The organism is Brevundimonas sp. FG128, assembly GCF_057809775.1.
The window spans coordinates 144,188-156,842 of the sequence record NZ_JBMDKP010000002.1 but is presented as its reverse complement, the minus strand read 5'-3'; the positions used below and the strand labels follow the sequence as shown (position 1 = coordinate 156,842).

General features: G+C 66.1%; 16 protein-coding genes and 1 tRNA gene. 11 read left to right on the top strand and 6 right to left on the bottom strand.

Going from position 1 to position 12,655, the window contains the following annotated elements; genetic code table 11:
* Nucleotide 1 precedes the first annotated feature (1 nt).
* The 6 genes from ACODSC_RS05215 (at nucleotide 2) to ACODSC_RS05190 (ending at nucleotide 3,617) form a co-directional block, all read left to right on the top strand.
* On the top strand, nucleotides 2-520 hold the full coding sequence (locus ACODSC_RS05215) for a YceD family protein (RefSeq protein ID WP_488812435.1): 519 nt from the start codon (nucleotides 2-4) through the stop codon (nucleotides 518-520).
* A gap of 105 nt (nucleotides 521-625) precedes the next feature.
* The gene (plsX, locus tag ACODSC_RS05210; protein WP_488812433.1) at nucleotides 626-1,696 is read left to right on the top strand and encodes a phosphate acyltransferase PlsX; all 1,071 of its coding nucleotides are present in this window, start codon (nucleotides 626-628) and stop codon (nucleotides 1,694-1,696) included.
* Entirely contained in the window at nucleotides 1,693-2,670 is a 978-nt protein-coding gene (locus ACODSC_RS05205) for a beta-ketoacyl-ACP synthase III (RefSeq protein ID WP_488812431.1), read from the top strand. Before plsX ends, ACODSC_RS05205 begins: the two co-directional genes overlap by 4 nt.
* Nucleotides 2,671-2,747: 77 nt before the next feature.
* Nucleotides 2,748-3,056 (top strand): integration host factor subunit alpha, encoded by a 309-nt coding sequence (locus ACODSC_RS05200; RefSeq protein ID WP_488812429.1) that lies wholly within the window; start codon nucleotides 2,748-2,750, stop codon nucleotides 3,054-3,056.
* A gap of 5 nt (nucleotides 3,057-3,061) precedes the next feature.
* Nucleotides 3,062-3,481, top strand: a complete 420-nt coding sequence (locus ACODSC_RS05195) for a MerR family transcriptional regulator (RefSeq protein WP_488812427.1) — start codon at nucleotides 3,062-3,064, stop codon at nucleotides 3,479-3,481.
* 59 nt (nucleotides 3,482-3,540) lie between these two features.
* A tRNA-Pro gene (locus ACODSC_RS05190) sits at nucleotides 3,541-3,617 on the top strand.
* Nucleotides 3,618-3,681: 64 nt separating this feature from the next.
* Here ACODSC_RS05190 and ACODSC_RS05185 read toward each other — a convergent pair.
* Together ACODSC_RS05185 and ACODSC_RS05180 are read right to left on the bottom strand one after the other, a co-directional pair.
* Nucleotides 3,682-3,876, bottom strand: coding sequence for a DUF2842 domain-containing protein (locus ACODSC_RS05185; protein WP_488812425.1), 195 nt, complete (start codon nucleotides 3,874-3,876; stop codon nucleotides 3,682-3,684).
* Nucleotides 3,876-4,127 carry a transglycosylase gene (locus ACODSC_RS05180; protein ID WP_488812423.1) on the bottom strand — a complete coding sequence of 84 codons (252 nt, stop codon included), beginning with the start codon at nucleotides 4,125-4,127 and terminating at the stop codon, nucleotides 3,876-3,878. The genes ACODSC_RS05185 and ACODSC_RS05180 overlap by 1 nt, the downstream gene beginning before the upstream one ends.
* 148 nt (nucleotides 4,128-4,275) lie before the next feature.
* On the opposite strand from ACODSC_RS05180, the gene ACODSC_RS05175 reads away from it, so the two are divergent.
* Nucleotides 4,276-5,376: a COX15/CtaA family protein gene (locus tag ACODSC_RS05175; RefSeq protein WP_488812421.1), complete on the top strand. Its 1,101-nt coding sequence runs from the start codon at nucleotides 4,276-4,278 to the stop codon at nucleotides 5,374-5,376.
* Here the strand turns inward: ACODSC_RS05175 and ACODSC_RS05170 are convergent.
* Nucleotides 5,345-6,730: an alkaline phosphatase PhoX gene (locus ACODSC_RS05170; protein ID WP_488812419.1), complete on the bottom strand. Its 1,386-nt coding sequence runs from the start codon at nucleotides 6,728-6,730 to the stop codon at nucleotides 5,345-5,347. The two genes, ACODSC_RS05175 and ACODSC_RS05170, sit on opposite strands and share 32 nt — an antisense overlap.
* Nucleotides 6,731-6,995: 265 nt before the next feature.
* Here ACODSC_RS05170 and rplM point away from each other — a divergent pair, with 265 nt between their 5' ends.
* The 4 genes from rplM (at nucleotide 6,996) to msrB (ending at nucleotide 9,547) form a co-directional block, all read left to right on the top strand.
* Entirely contained in the window at nucleotides 6,996-7,469 is a 474-nt protein-coding gene (gene rplM, locus ACODSC_RS05165) for a 50S ribosomal protein L13 (RefSeq protein WP_183196355.1), read from the top strand.
* Between the two features lie 2 nt (nucleotides 7,470-7,471).
* A complete protein-coding gene (gene rpsI / locus ACODSC_RS05160; protein ID WP_183195297.1) occupies nucleotides 7,472-7,966 on the top strand; it encodes a 30S ribosomal protein S9 in 495 nt (164 codons plus the stop codon).
* 101 nt (nucleotides 7,967-8,067) lie between these two features.
* Nucleotides 8,068-9,003 (top strand): N-acetyl-gamma-glutamyl-phosphate reductase, encoded by a 936-nt coding sequence (gene argC, locus ACODSC_RS05155; protein WP_488812417.1) that lies wholly within the window; start codon nucleotides 8,068-8,070, stop codon nucleotides 9,001-9,003.
* Nucleotides 9,004-9,043: 40 nt separating this feature from the next.
* Entirely contained in the window at nucleotides 9,044-9,547 is a 504-nt protein-coding gene (msrB, locus tag ACODSC_RS05150; protein ID WP_488812415.1) for a peptide-methionine (R)-S-oxide reductase MsrB, read from the top strand.
* Here the strand turns inward: msrB and ACODSC_RS05145 are convergent.
* The 3 genes from ACODSC_RS05145 to phaC are packed head-to-tail and all read right to left on the bottom strand — an operon-like array spanning nucleotide 9,544 to nucleotide 12,652.
* A complete protein-coding gene (locus ACODSC_RS05145) occupies nucleotides 9,544-10,347 on the bottom strand; it encodes a rhamnogalacturonan acetylesterase (protein ID WP_488812413.1) in 804 nt (267 codons plus the stop codon). The genes msrB and ACODSC_RS05145 overlap by 4 nt on opposite strands.
* Nucleotides 10,344-10,721, bottom strand: a complete 378-nt coding sequence (locus tag ACODSC_RS05140; RefSeq protein WP_488812411.1) for a hypothetical protein — start codon at nucleotides 10,719-10,721, stop codon at nucleotides 10,344-10,346. The genes ACODSC_RS05145 and ACODSC_RS05140 overlap by 4 nt, the downstream gene beginning before the upstream one ends.
* Nucleotides 10,718-12,652, bottom strand: a complete 1,935-nt coding sequence (gene phaC / locus ACODSC_RS05135; protein WP_488812409.1) for a class I poly(R)-hydroxyalkanoic acid synthase — start codon at nucleotides 12,650-12,652, stop codon at nucleotides 10,718-10,720. The genes ACODSC_RS05140 and phaC overlap by 4 nt, the downstream gene beginning before the upstream one ends.
* Between the last annotated feature and the right edge of the window lie 3 nt (nucleotides 12,653-12,655).

Sequence of the window (12,655 nt, the reverse complement as noted above, 5' to 3'; positions counted from 1 at the left end):
GATGAGCGTGACGCTGCCTTACAGCGAGACGGTGCGGATCAATCAGATCGGCGCCGGCCTGACACGGCGCCTGGAGCCGGACGCGGACGCGCGCAAGCGAATCGCCCGATCCTTGGACCTGCAGGGTCTGGAGAACTTCGTCGTCGATATGGAGGTCAAGCCGACCCCATCGACCAGCGAATGGACGCTGAAGGGGCGTGTCACGGCTCACGCCGTCCAGACCTGCGGCCTGACGCTGGAGCCGTTGCCTGTGGACGTGGACCGCCGCTTCTCGATCCAGCTGATCGAGGCCGCGCCGCAGGAGACCGACGAGATCGAGGTCACCCTGGACGAGGACGACGCCGACCTGATCGAGGACGGCAAGATCGACCTGGGCCAGTACGCCGTCGAACAGCTGGTCCTGTCGCTGGACCCGTTCCCCCGCAAGCCGGGCGCGGAGTTCGTGCAACCGGAAGAGCCTGCGGAAATTTCGCCCTTCGCCGCTCTGAAGGCGCTGAAGCCCAGCGACGATCAAGGCTGAGGTTGACGTAGGGGCCGGGTGGTTGCATCCCGGCGCTTCGGCGTTATCGTTCCGCGCCCTATATAAGCGTCGCGCGACAAGACGACGCGGCTATTCGAGGTCCATTTGCCAGCCCCAGTTACGATCTCGCTTGACGCCATGGGCGGCGATCACGGGCCATCCGTCGTCGTCCCCGGCATTCGCAGCTACATCCGCACCCATGGCGGCGAGGGCGCGCGCTTCCTGCTGCACGGCGATGAGGCGACGATCGCCCCCGAACTGACGCGCTGCGGCCTGGCGGCGGAAATCTGCGAAATTCGCCACACCGACAAGGTCGTGGCCATGGACGAGAAGCCCGCCCAGGCCATGCGGCGCGGCAAGGGCTCCAGCCTGTGGAACGCCATCGAGGCGGTGAAGACCGGCGAGGCGGGCGGCGTGGTGTCGGCAGGCAACACCGGCGCCCTGATGGCGATATCGAAACTGATTCTGCGCATGTCCGCGCCCGGGCTGGAACGTCCGGCCATCGTCGCCAGCTGGCCGACCTTCAAGGGTCATACGGCGGTGCTGGACGTGGGCGCCAATATCGGCAGCGACGCCGAGCAACTGGTCGAGTTCGCCATCATGGGCGAGGCCTTCCAGTCGGCGGTGCGCGGCATCGCGCGCCCGACCATCGGCCTGCTGAACGTCGGCTCGGAAGACATGAAGGGCAACGAACAGGTCAAGGAGGCGCACGCCATCCTGCGCGACGGCCCGTTCGACCTGAACTATCACGGCTTCGTCGAGGGCGACGACATCGCCAAGGGGACGGTGGACGTGGTCGTCACCGACGGCTTCACCGGCAACATCGCCCTGAAGACCGCCGAGGGTACGGCGCGCTATATCTCGGCCCTGCTGCGCGAGGCCCTGACCTCGAACCTCCAGTCCAAGCTGGGCGCGGCCATCGCCATGCCTGCCCTGAAGAAGATGCGCCAGAAGATCGATCCCAGCACCATCAATGGCGGCCCTCTGCTGGGCCTGAACGGAATCGTGGTCAAAAGCCATGGCGGGGCCGACGCCACCGGCTATGGCAACGCCATACGCATCGCGGTCGATCTAGCCCGCAGCGACTATATGACCAAGGTGGGGGCCAATCTGGGCAAGCTGGATGCGGTGTTCGACCATTCCAAGCCTGCCGCGTCCGCCGGAGAATCCCAGTGAGCGTCACCCGCAGCGCCGTGACCGGCGTCGGCTCCTTTCTGCCGGAGCAGATCGTCACCAACGCCGACCTGGCCAAGTTCGTCGATACGTCCGACGAATGGATCCAGGAGCGCACCGGCATCAAACAGCGTCACCAGGCGCGCGACGACCAACCCACCAGCGACCTGGCGGTCGAAGCCGCGAAGAAGGCCCTGGCCGATGCGGGCAAGACGGCCGCTGACGTCGATCTGATCATCGTGGCCACCACCACGCCCGACATGACCTTCCCGGCCGTCGCCTCGATTGTGCAACGCAAGCTGGGCGCGGGCGTGGGCATCGCCTTTGACGTCCAGGCCGTCTGTTCGGGCTTCGTCTACGCCCTGAGTGTGGCGGACGGTTTCGTGGCGCGCGGCCTCTCCAAATGCGCCCTGGTCATCGGGGCCGAGGAGATGACGCGGCTGATGGACTGGACTGACCGGACCACCTGCGTCCTGTTCGGCGACGGCGCCGGCGCCGTGGTTCTGGAGCCGCGTGAAGGGCAGGGGACGTCGGACGACCAGGGCATGCTGGGCTTCGCCTTGCGCGCTGACGGAACCAAGACCGACCTGCTCTATGTCGACGGCGGTCCCGCCACGACGGGGACCGTCGGCCATCTGCGCATGGCGGGCAATCAGGTCTTCCGCCACGCCGTCGTGAACATCGCCGAAGGCATCACCGCCGCCTGCGCCGCCGCCGACATCCAGATCGCAGACGTGGACTGGTTCGTGCCGCATCAGGCCAATCAGCGGATCATCAAGGGCGTCGGCGACCGGCTGGGTTTGGACGAGAACAAGGTGATCTCCACGGTGGCGATGCACGCCAACACCTCGGCGGCCTCCATTCCCCTGGCGCTGGACGCCGCGATCCAGGACGGACGAATCAAGAAGGGCGACATGGTGCTGTTGGAAGCCATGGGGGGAGGCCTGACCTGGGGCGCCTGCGCCTTGCGGCTTTAAAATCGGCCAGAGGCATTGATTTCTAGGGGCCTTTGCGTCCCTATGACCGGTATTGGACCGATCGCAGCGGGGATACGATGGCAGGCCAGCAGACCGTAACGCGCGCCGATCTGTGCGAGGCCGTACACGACGAGGTCGGCCTGTCGCGCCAGGAGTGTTCGGCCCTGGTCGAGCGGACGCTGGAGCTGATCGTCGAATCGCTCGAGCGCGGCGAAACGGTGAAGCTGTCCGGCTTCGGCGTCTTCCAGGTTCGTGAGAAACGCGCCCGCATGGGCCGCAATCCCAAGACCGGCGAACCGGCGGCGATCAATCCGCGCCGGGTCATCAGCTTCCGCGCCTCTCAGATCATGAAGAGCCGGGTTCACGACGCCGTCGTCGAGGACTGACGCGCGTGGCCAAGAGCGCCGACGCCTTCCGCACCATTTCCGAAGCGGCCGAAGAGGTCGGAGCGCCGCAGCATGTGCTGCGTTTCTGGGAAACCAAATTCGCCTTCGTGACGCCGGTGAAACGGGCAGGCGGGCGGCGATTCTATCGCCCACTCGACATCGCCGTCCTGAAGGCCATCAAACGCCTGCTGCATGAGGACGGCCTGACGATTCGCGGCGTCCAGCGGCTGCACAAGGAACAGGGGCTGAAAAAGCTGGTCGGCTCGGAAGCGGCCGACCTGATCGCCGACGGCGATGTCACCCCCGTTGCGCCTTCGCCCCCAGTCTCACCCGGCGCGGACCGCCGCGAAACCTCGACTTTGCATGAGGTTCTGGCCGATCTGGAGCAGGCGAAGGCCCGTCTGGACGCCGTTCTTTCACGGTAGGTGGAAAAGTCGTTTTAGCGTTTGCGGCGGACGATCCCCCCGTCTATAGGGAGCGCCTTCGGAGCGTGGCGCAGCCTGGTAGCGCACTTGACTGGGGGTCAAGGGGTCGCAGGTTCGAATCCTGTCGCTCCGACCATTCTTGCAAAAGAATGATGATGGTGGGGTCGTCCTTGCGGGCGGCCCCATCGCCGTTTCTGGGCTTATCCGCGCTCGGCCCACTTCAGCAACGGAATGAGCGGGAGGCCCCAGGCGGTGCCGCCGATGCCGAAGAACAGGAAGTCGATCCACTGCGACGGCGGCAGCATTCCGCGCAGCGCGATCAGGCCCCAGACCCAGAAAACCAGGAACGCCAGCACGCCGATCGCAGCGATGAAGCGACGCAGACGCGGGTGCATCAGCGCTTGTTCCGAAACAGGAAGAAGGCGATTAGGCAGAAGGCCGAGCCGACCAGGGCCCAGGGAACCCAGACCCAACTGTCCATGGTGCTGACGGCGAAGACCCGCACCGCCAGGAACCATCCGCAGGCCAGACCCACGCCGGACACCAGGCTGGCGCCGCCCATGCCGCGACGGCCCGTCAGAAGGTCGGCGATCCAGGCCAGCAGAAGCCCGCCCAGAACGGCGGCGACGATGTCGGCGTATTGCAACCCTGATCTCCCTGTTGACCCCGGCGTGCGGATGACGCCGTTAACCCAATCCGACTCGATCTTGTCGCAACGGGCGGGCATACCCCCTAGGTCGCGATTTGGTCACGGTCGAGCGCGACAGCATATCCGGGTCAGTGTCGGGCGTCGAATGAACCGTTTCGGAAATACAGATCGTAGTCGCGTCGTCGCCATTTGGCTGTTCGCCACGGCGGCCCTCGTCTTCCTCATGGTGGTCATCGGCGGGATCACCCGCCTGACCGGGTCGGGTCTTTCGATTACCGAATGGAAGCCGATCATGGGCGCGATCCCGCCGATGAACGACGCCCAGTGGGTCGAGGCCTTCGAGAAGTACAAACAGATCCCACAGTACGCCCAGGTCAACGCCGGCATGAGCCTGGGCGAGTTCCAGGGCATCTTCTGGTGGGAGTGGCTGCATCGGTTGATCGGACGCGGGGTCGGATTGGTCTTCGCCCTGCCGCTGACGATCTTCCTGCTGTGCCGCGCCAGCCCGCCCCGTTCGATCTTTCACCGGCTGGCCATGCCGGACCGACTGATCTGGCGTTGTGTGGCGCTGCTGGCGCTCGGCGGGCTGCAGGGTCTGATCGGCTGGTGGATGGTGTCCAGCGGCCTGTCGGAGCGGGTCAGCGTCGCGCCCGAACGCCTGGCCGTCCATCTGGGGCTGGCCTTCGTTCTGTTCTCGGCTCTGATCTGGACGGGGCTCGAGGCCTGGAGCGGCGAAGATCACGGACGTCCGCCAAGCGGATGGGCGAGGGGCGCCGGCCTTCTGCTCGGCGCGGTCTTCCTGCAATGCCTGCTGGGCGCTCTGGTCGCGGGCGGTCATGCGGGGCTGGTCTATACCGACTGGCCGCTGATGAACGGCGCAGTGCTGCCGCCCGCCGACTGGAGCCTTGGGGCGGCGGCTTTCCTGCACGATCAGGCCCTGACCCAGTTCAATCACCGGCTGGTGGCCTATGGGTTGCTGATCGCGGTCAGCATCTACGCCTTCCAGGCCTGGCGTTGGCGCGTGGCCGAAGGGATGGGGCTGGCGGCCTTCGTCCTGGCGGGCGTGGTGTGGTTCCAGGCGCTGCTGGGGATCGTCACCCTGATGCACGCCGTGCCGGTGTGGCTGGGCGTGCTGCACCAGGCCGGGGCCGCCGTCGTCATCGCCGTGGCGACGATCAACCTTTGGCTGGTGCTGCGCGCTCAGCCCCGGATCTTCATGTCCGGACCGAGGACCATGGGCCTCTGATCGCCAGGGTCATGCCCGGATACATGATGTTGACGAACAGCACCTCGCCGTCCGGCGAGAAACAGGCGCCCGCGAACTCGGAGTTGCCGGTGAAGACGTTGCGTCCGATCGTATAGACCTTGCCGTCCGGGGTGACGCCCTTCAGGTGGTTGCGCACGTCGGTGGAATAGTTGTCCTCGCACAGGATCAGATGGCCCCACGGCGCGATGGTGATGTTGTCGGCCATGTTCATGGTCTTCAGGTCCGTGCTTTCCACGAACAACTGCAACCGGTCGGCCGCACCATTCAGGCCGGGAACCAGCCGCATGACCTGGCCGCGCCGGATCGGTCCGCCCGAGGTGGCGGTGAAATACATCTCGTCGTCGCCCCACCAGACGCCTTCGCCGCGCGCCACCAGGGCCGCGCCCGCCGCATGGCCGCGCTTGGCCAGGTCGCCGTCGGGGGATTCGACGTCCTCCATGTCGATCCACTCGATTTCGCGCCAGTCGCCGGCGGCCCAGGCGCGGGCGTCCTGGTTGCGAGTGTCGGCCGAGGCTTCGCCCTTCCAGGCCATGGCCTGCAGTTTGCCGCCTTCGACCAGCTTGCCCGGCGTCTTGGGAATGAAGCGGTAGAACAGGCCGGTGTTGTCGTCTTCGGTCAGATAGACGATCCCCGTGCGGGGATCGATGCAGACCGCCTCGTGGTCGAAGCGGCCCATGGCCTTCAGCGGCACGGGATCGACCAGGCTGCTCGCCGTCGCCGGCACCTCGAACACCCAGCCGTGGCTCTTGCTCACATCGGCGTCTGCCGGCGTCTCCAGCGTTTCCTCGCAGGTCAGCCAGCTGCCCCAGGGCGTCGGGCCGCCGCAGCAGTTGGTCGAGGTGCCGGCCAGGGTCAGGTGCTGGCTGACCGTCTGGCGCGTCTGGAGATCGTAGATGATGGTCGAACAGCCGCCGGGCAGGGGGCGGCCGTCCTTGTAGGTGTCATAGGCCTTGGCGGCGTCCAGCAGGCCGAGACGTTCCTCGTGCAGGCCGCCCGGACCCAGGTTGCGGTGCAGGCCGCTGGAGCCCTTGAGCTCATGGTTGACGACCAGGGCGACGCGCGAGCCTTCCAGCGGGAAACAGGCCATGCCGTCGGGCTGGCCCGGCGCGAACAGGCCGTCGTCCATGGTGTCGCCGCTCTGGGCCACGACCTGATAGGAAAAGCCCTCGGGCAAGTCGAGAAGCCGGTTCGGATCGCGCGCGAGCGGACCATAGCCGTGAACCTCGTTGATATAGGTCTCTTCACCGGCGGCCTGGGTGGAGGCGTGACGCGCCAGCCCGGCGAAGGCGGCGGCGGCGCTGGAGGCGATCAGACCGCGACGGTGAAGGATCATGAAAGGGCTCCAGAGGTTGCTCGGCCTCCGATGCCCAAGAATGATCATGGTTTGATGACGATTTCTGTTATTTCGTAACGGCAACTGGACGTTTCGGTCGGGTATTTTAATACCGTATATAAAATGCGGTGATAAAACAATCATCTACGCCAATTGCGCCGCTCTATCGCGCGTTGACGAGACCCGCGCCCTCCTGTATCAGCGCGCCTTCATTCGGTTCTCTCGGGGGCCGGACCCGATTTCGTCTCTAGGAACCCTCTCAATGCTGAAGAGCACTACGGCTTCGTTGAAGCCGGCCGAGGTCGAGAAGAAGTGGATCCACATCGACGCCGAAGGCGTCGTGGTGGGCCGCCTCGCGACCTTCATCGCCAACCGTCTGCGCGGCAAGCACCGCGGCGACTACACCCCGCACGTCGATTGCGGCGACTATGTCGTCGTCACCAACGTCGACAAGGTGGTGTTCACGGGCAAGAAGTCGACCGACAAGGTCTACTATCGCCACACCGGCCACCCCGGCGGCGTCAAGTCGACGACCCCCGAGAAGGTTCTGGGCGGACGCTTCCCCGAGCGCGTGCTCGAGAAGGCCGTCGAGCGCATGCTGCCCAAGGAAAGCCCGCTGGCCCGCAAGCAGATGACGCACCTGCGCCTGTTCGCCGGCGGCGCGCACGAACACGAAGCCCAGCAACCGGAAACGATCGACTTCAAGTCGGCGTCGCCCAAGAACACCCGGAGCGTCTGAGCATGACCGACGTGACCAACACCGAAGCCGCCACCGGCTTTGACGCCCTGAAGGGCCTGAGCTCTTCGGTCGAGAACGACGCCCCCGTCTATGTCCAGAAGCTGGACGCCCAGGGCCGCGCCTATTCGACCGGCAAGCGCAAGAACGCGATCGCCCGCGTCTGGGTGAAGCCCGGCACCGGCAAGATCACCGTCAACGGCAAGGACCAGGAGCAGTATTTCGCTCGTCCCGTGCTGCGCATGATGATCGCCCAGCCGCTGACCGTCTCGGACCGCGCCACCCAGTATGACGTGATCTGCACCGTCGAAGGTTCGGGTCTGTCGGGTCAAGCCGGCGCCATCCGCCACGGCCTGTCGCACGCCCTGACGCATTTCGAACCGGAACTGCGCAAGGTCCTGAAGCCGCACGGCTTCCTGACCCGCGACAGCCGCGTCGTCGAGCGCAAGAAGTACGGCCGCGCCAAGGCTCGCCGTTCCTTCCAGTTCTCGAAGCGCTAATCGCGTTCACGCGGTTTGGATTTGGGGCGCTTCGGGGAGACCCGGAGCGCCCTTTTTCTTGTCTATCTTCTCCCGCATGGGGGAAGGGTCAGGAGTAGGCTATGACCCACACCATCTTCATCGACGGCGAGGCCGGTACCACGGGGCTCGAGATCCGCGAGCGGCTGGAAGTCCGCACCGATCTGGAACTGATCCTGCTGGGCGACCGTCGGCGTGATGTCGAGGCCCGGCGCGAGGCGCTGAACGACGCCGACGCCGTGATCCTGTGCCTTCCCGACGATGCGGCGCGCGAAGCCGTGGCCATGATCGAGAACCCGTCGGTCAAGGTGATCGACGCCTCGACCGCCTATCGGGTCGCGCCGGGCTGGGCCTATGGCTTCCCGGAGATGGATGCGGGCCAGCGCGAGTTGATCGCGCGGTCGTCGTTCGTGTCGAACCCCGGCTGCTATCCGACGGGCTTCATCGGCCTGATGCGGCCATTGGTGAAGGCGGGGCTGGTTCCGGCGACCTATCCGGTCACGGTCAATGCGGTGTCTGGCTATTCCGGCGGCGGCAAGGCCATGATCGCCGAGTTCGAGGCTGAAGGCTGCTCCACCGCCTACCGCGCCTATGGTCTGTCGCTGAGGCACAAACATGTGCCGGAAATGACGAAACACGCCGGGCTGAGCCGCGACGTGCTGTTTACGCCGGCGGTCGGCGACTATCGCCAGGGCATGCTGGTCGAGGTTCCGCTCCACCTCGCCGCCCTGCCTGAGACCCCGTCGGTCGAGCGCATTCACGGGGCCCTGGTCGAGGCCTATGACGGTCAGAGGTTCGTCGAGGTCGTCGATCTGGAAGAGACAGAAGCCATGACGGGACTGGAACCGGAGGGGCTGAACGGCACCAACCGCCTGCGTCTGCACGTCTTCGGCGACCGCAACGGCGAACAGGCGCGGCTGGTGGCTCTGCTGGACAATCTGGGCAAGGGCGCATCGGGCGCGGCGGTTCAGAACCTCAATATCCTGCTGAATCTGGACGAGGCGACCGGTCTGATCTGACCGGCTGAAACCATTTCATGACCCCCGTCGTATGGAGGTCATGACCCAGTCCCTGATTCTGCATCGCCGGGGCCTTCTGATGGGCGCCGGCGCGCTCGCCCTGACCGCCTGTTCCGCCGAGCCGACCGAGGCCGGGGAGGGGCAGTATGCGACTTCTCCCTACCGCCGCGTGTCCGACGCCGACTGGCGACGGCGGTTGGGCGACGCCTCGTGGCGGGTGATGCGCCACGAAGGCACCGAGCGGCCCTACACCAGCCCGCTGAACGACCAGCACGGGCGTGGCGCCTTCGTCTGCAAGGGCTGTGACCTGCCGCTGTTCCGGTCGCAATGGAAGTTCGATTCCCACACCGGTTGGCCCAGTTTTTACGACGTCATCGCCCCGAACATCGGTCGCAAACGCGATCTGGCCATCGGCATTCCGCGCACGGAATATCACTGCGCCCGCTGCCTCAGCCATCAGGGCCATGTCTTCGAGGACGGCCCGCGCCCCACCGGTCTGCGCTACTGCAACAACGGCGTGGCCTTGAAGTTCGTCGCGGCCTAGGGGACTAGAAGCGGGGCAAGATCGGGCGCGGCCTTCACCAGCGCAGCCGCCACCATGTCCGCGAACAGGGCGGCGCCGTCAGGGCCGAGGTGGGTGTAGTCGAAGTCGTCGGCGCGTCGGCCTAAAGCACCCGGTTCGGGGCGCAGGGCAGGGGGCGCTGCGGGCGACCGTCCCGTCAACAGATCCGGCACAAAGGCTTCCGGGACTGTTCCTGCCGACAATCTCGCGGCCGCCAATGCGCCCATCGCCTGCACCTGCGCGGCGCTGGCGGCGTTCAGATCGATCACCGGCGTGTCGGTTTCGGCGCCGACCTGACGCACCGCCTCGGCCCAGGGCGCGAGCGTGTTTTCGAGTTCGCCCGCGACGAAACGCCGACGGACCAGCGGCGAGACCAATATGGGCCGGGCGCCACGTCGGCGAACCTCGGCGACGAACCGCCTCAGATTGTCGGGATAGGTCGTCGCCAGATCCGTGGACACCCGCTTGCCCGGCTGGTCGTTGTGGCCGAACTGGATCAGCACCCAGGTCGCGGTATAGGGCGCGCCGCTTATCTCCGACAGCGCCAGATCCCAGGAACCATCAGCGCGATACGACGCCGTGCTGCGCCCCTCGCGCCCCAGGTTCAGGCATGCGAGGGCGGATATGACGTGGTCATCGCAGAAGGCTCCGCCCCAACCGCTGCCGACCGCGACGGTGGAATCGCCGACCAGAACCACCTTTTGCGGCGGTGGACCAGATTGCGCCAAGGCAGGGGTCGTCAGCGCAAACACGGCGCCGACAACTGCGACGGCCAACCTCATGCCTTGCGCGCCCGGAACGCGGAATCGACGGTCAAGCCGAAGAAGACCGAGGCGATGATCACCAGCAGCCCATAGTCGTGGCCCGCGAAGAAAACCGGCGCGCAGGCCATGGCGATGACCAGCAGCGGAAACAGCCCCGCCCAGACCGCCGTGCCGGGCGCATCACGATGGATCATCGGCTGGACGGCGGGTCGCTTCATCACCTTGGCCATCCGACCGTTCAGCAGGACGAAGGCGGCCGAGCAGACGATGGCGGAGATGACGTATTTCACCGTATTGCCTGGCTCGCCGAAGACACTGGCCGTCATGATCAGCAGGATCAGCGCCACCCCGGTGCTGACCGCGAGCAGGGCGTTGGGTTCGAAACGGTTCAAGACTTCACTTTCACATAGCTGCCGGGCGCCGACTCGAGGGGTTTGAGCGGCCCCTTTTCAGGATCGCGGGCCGGGATCTGGGGCCCCGCGCGGTCCTTGAGCCACGCGGCCCAGTGGTTCCACCAACTGCCCGGATGCTCTAGCGCGCCCGCCTGCCATTCCGCCAGGGTCGCGGGCAGAGCGGCGTTGGTCCAGTGCTGATATTTGTTCGCCGCAGGGGCGTTGATGACGCCGGCGATATGGCCCGATCCCGCCAGGGTGAAGGTGACGTCGTCGCCCCCGAACAGCCTGGCCGAACGATAGACCGAGTTCTTCGGCGCGATATGGTCCTCGCGGCTGGCCTGGAAATAGAGCGGGATCGACACCTTCGACAGGTCCGCCGTCAATCCGCCGATCTGGAAGTCGCCCTGGGCCAGGGCGTTGGCGCCGTACATCTGGCGCAGATAGGCCAGGTGCAGGGTTTTGGGCATGCGGGTCTGGTCCGCGTTCCAGAACAGCAGGTCGAAGGCGGGCGGATCCTTGCCCAGCAGATAGTTGCTGATGAAGAAGGACCAGATCAGGTCGTTGGAGCGCAGGGCGTTGAACGTCTCGGCCATGGCGGCTCCGGGCAGGACCCCGCCGGCAGCATCCATCTGACGCTCGATCTCGGCGATCCAGTGCTCGTCGGTGAAGAGCAGCAGGTCGCCCGCCTCGGCGAAATCGTGCTGGGCGGCGAAGAAGGTGGCGGCGGCGACGCGCGTGTCGCCCTTGGCCGCCATGTGCGCGAGACCCGCGCCCAGCAGGGTGCCCCCGATGCAGTAGCCGACGGCGTTCAACTGCTGGGTACCGGCCTGTTCCAGCGTTTTCTCGACCGCGCGATAGACGCCCTTTTCCAGATAGTCGTCGAAGCCGAAATCGGCCTTGTCCTTGTCCGGATTGACCCAGGAACAGACGAACACCGTAAAGCCCTGGGCCGACAGCCAGCGGATCAGCGAGTTCGCCGGCTGCAGGTCCATGATGTAGAATTTGTTGATCCACGGCGGGAAGATCAGCAGCGGGATCTCGTGCTGGGTCTCGGTCGTCGGCGCATACTGGATCAGTTCAAACAGCTCGTCGCGCCACACGACCTGACCGGGGGCGGTGGCCACGTTCTCGCCCACGACGAACTTGCCGTAATCCGCCTGGCTGATGCGCAGTGAGCCGCCGCCGCGCTCCATGTCGGCGGCGAAGTTCTGCATGCCCTTCACCAGGGATTCCCCGCTGGTCTCGGCCAGCGCCTTCAGGGCTACGGGATTGGAAGCCAGGAAGTTCGAGGGCGAGAAGGCGTCGGTCAGCAGGCGGGTGAAGAACTGGGCGCGCCGCTTGACCGTCGGATCGACGTCTTCAACCCCCGCGATCAGGCCGTTCATCCAGTCCGACGTCAGTAAGTAGGAGCGCCGCATCATGTCGAACATGGGATTTTCGGACCAGGCGGGGTCCTTGAACCGTTTGTCGGCCGGCGCGGGTTCGGGCGTTTCTCCGGCCGCCTGTCGGGCGGTCGAGGACCACAGATCCATGTAACGACCGAACAGGTCGGCCTGGGCCTGGAACAGTTTTTCAGGCCGCGCGGCCAGGCTGGTCATGACCGAGGTCATCGCGGGCGCGACGTTGAACGGGTCGGGTGAGAGGGCGGCGGGACGGTCGGCCTGGCTGAGCGCCGCCTCGGCGATGGCGCTCTGGGCCATCATGGCCGCCTTGGCCAGGTTTATGGACAAGGTTTCGATCAGTTCGGCCTGGTCCGGCAGGGTCGCCTCCGGCGCAGGGGGAGCCATCGGTTCGGGCGTCGGCTGGGGGATCTCGGTGGGTTTCGGCTTGGGCTGACGCGGGGGACGAGGCTTGGCCGAGGTCGGACGGCCGGCCTTGCGCGCCGGGCGGGGGGCGGCGTCTGCGGGGGGCTGAGGGAGCTTGGCCATGAT

What these genes read in the sequence shown, in the direction of transcription:
- phaC (WP_488812409.1), bottom strand. Translation starts at nt 12,652, where the DNA reads ATGGCCAAGCTCCCTCAGCCCCCCGCAGACGCCGCCCCCCGCCCGGCG.
- rpsI (WP_183195297.1), top strand. Translation starts at nt 7,472, where the DNA reads ATGACCGACGTGACCAACACCGAAGCCGCCACCGGCTTTGACGCCCTG.
- msrB (WP_488812415.1), top strand. Translation starts at nt 9,044, where the DNA reads ATGACCCAGTCCCTGATTCTGCATCGCCGGGGCCTTCTGATGGGCGCC.
- ACODSC_RS05175 (WP_488812421.1), top strand. Translation starts at nt 4,276, where the DNA reads ATGAACCGTTTCGGAAATACAGATCGTAGTCGCGTCGTCGCCATTTGG.
- ACODSC_RS05185 (WP_488812425.1), bottom strand. Translation starts at nt 3,876, where the DNA reads ATGCACCCGCGTCTGCGTCGCTTCATCGCTGCGATCGGCGTGCTGGCG.
- argC (WP_488812417.1), top strand. Translation starts at nt 8,068, where the DNA reads ATGACCCACACCATCTTCATCGACGGCGAGGCCGGTACCACGGGGCTC.
- ACODSC_RS05170 (WP_488812419.1), bottom strand. Translation starts at nt 6,730, where the DNA reads ATGATCCTTCACCGTCGCGGTCTGATCGCCTCCAGCGCCGCCGCCGCC.
- ACODSC_RS05145 (WP_488812413.1), bottom strand. Translation starts at nt 10,347, where the DNA reads ATGAGGTTGGCCGTCGCAGTTGTCGGCGCCGTGTTTGCGCTGACGACC.
- ACODSC_RS05215 (WP_488812435.1), top strand. Translation starts at nt 2, where the DNA reads ATGAGCGTGACGCTGCCTTACAGCGAGACGGTGCGGATCAATCAGATC.
- ACODSC_RS05200 (WP_488812429.1), top strand. Translation starts at nt 2,748, where the DNA reads ATGGCAGGCCAGCAGACCGTAACGCGCGCCGATCTGTGCGAGGCCGTA.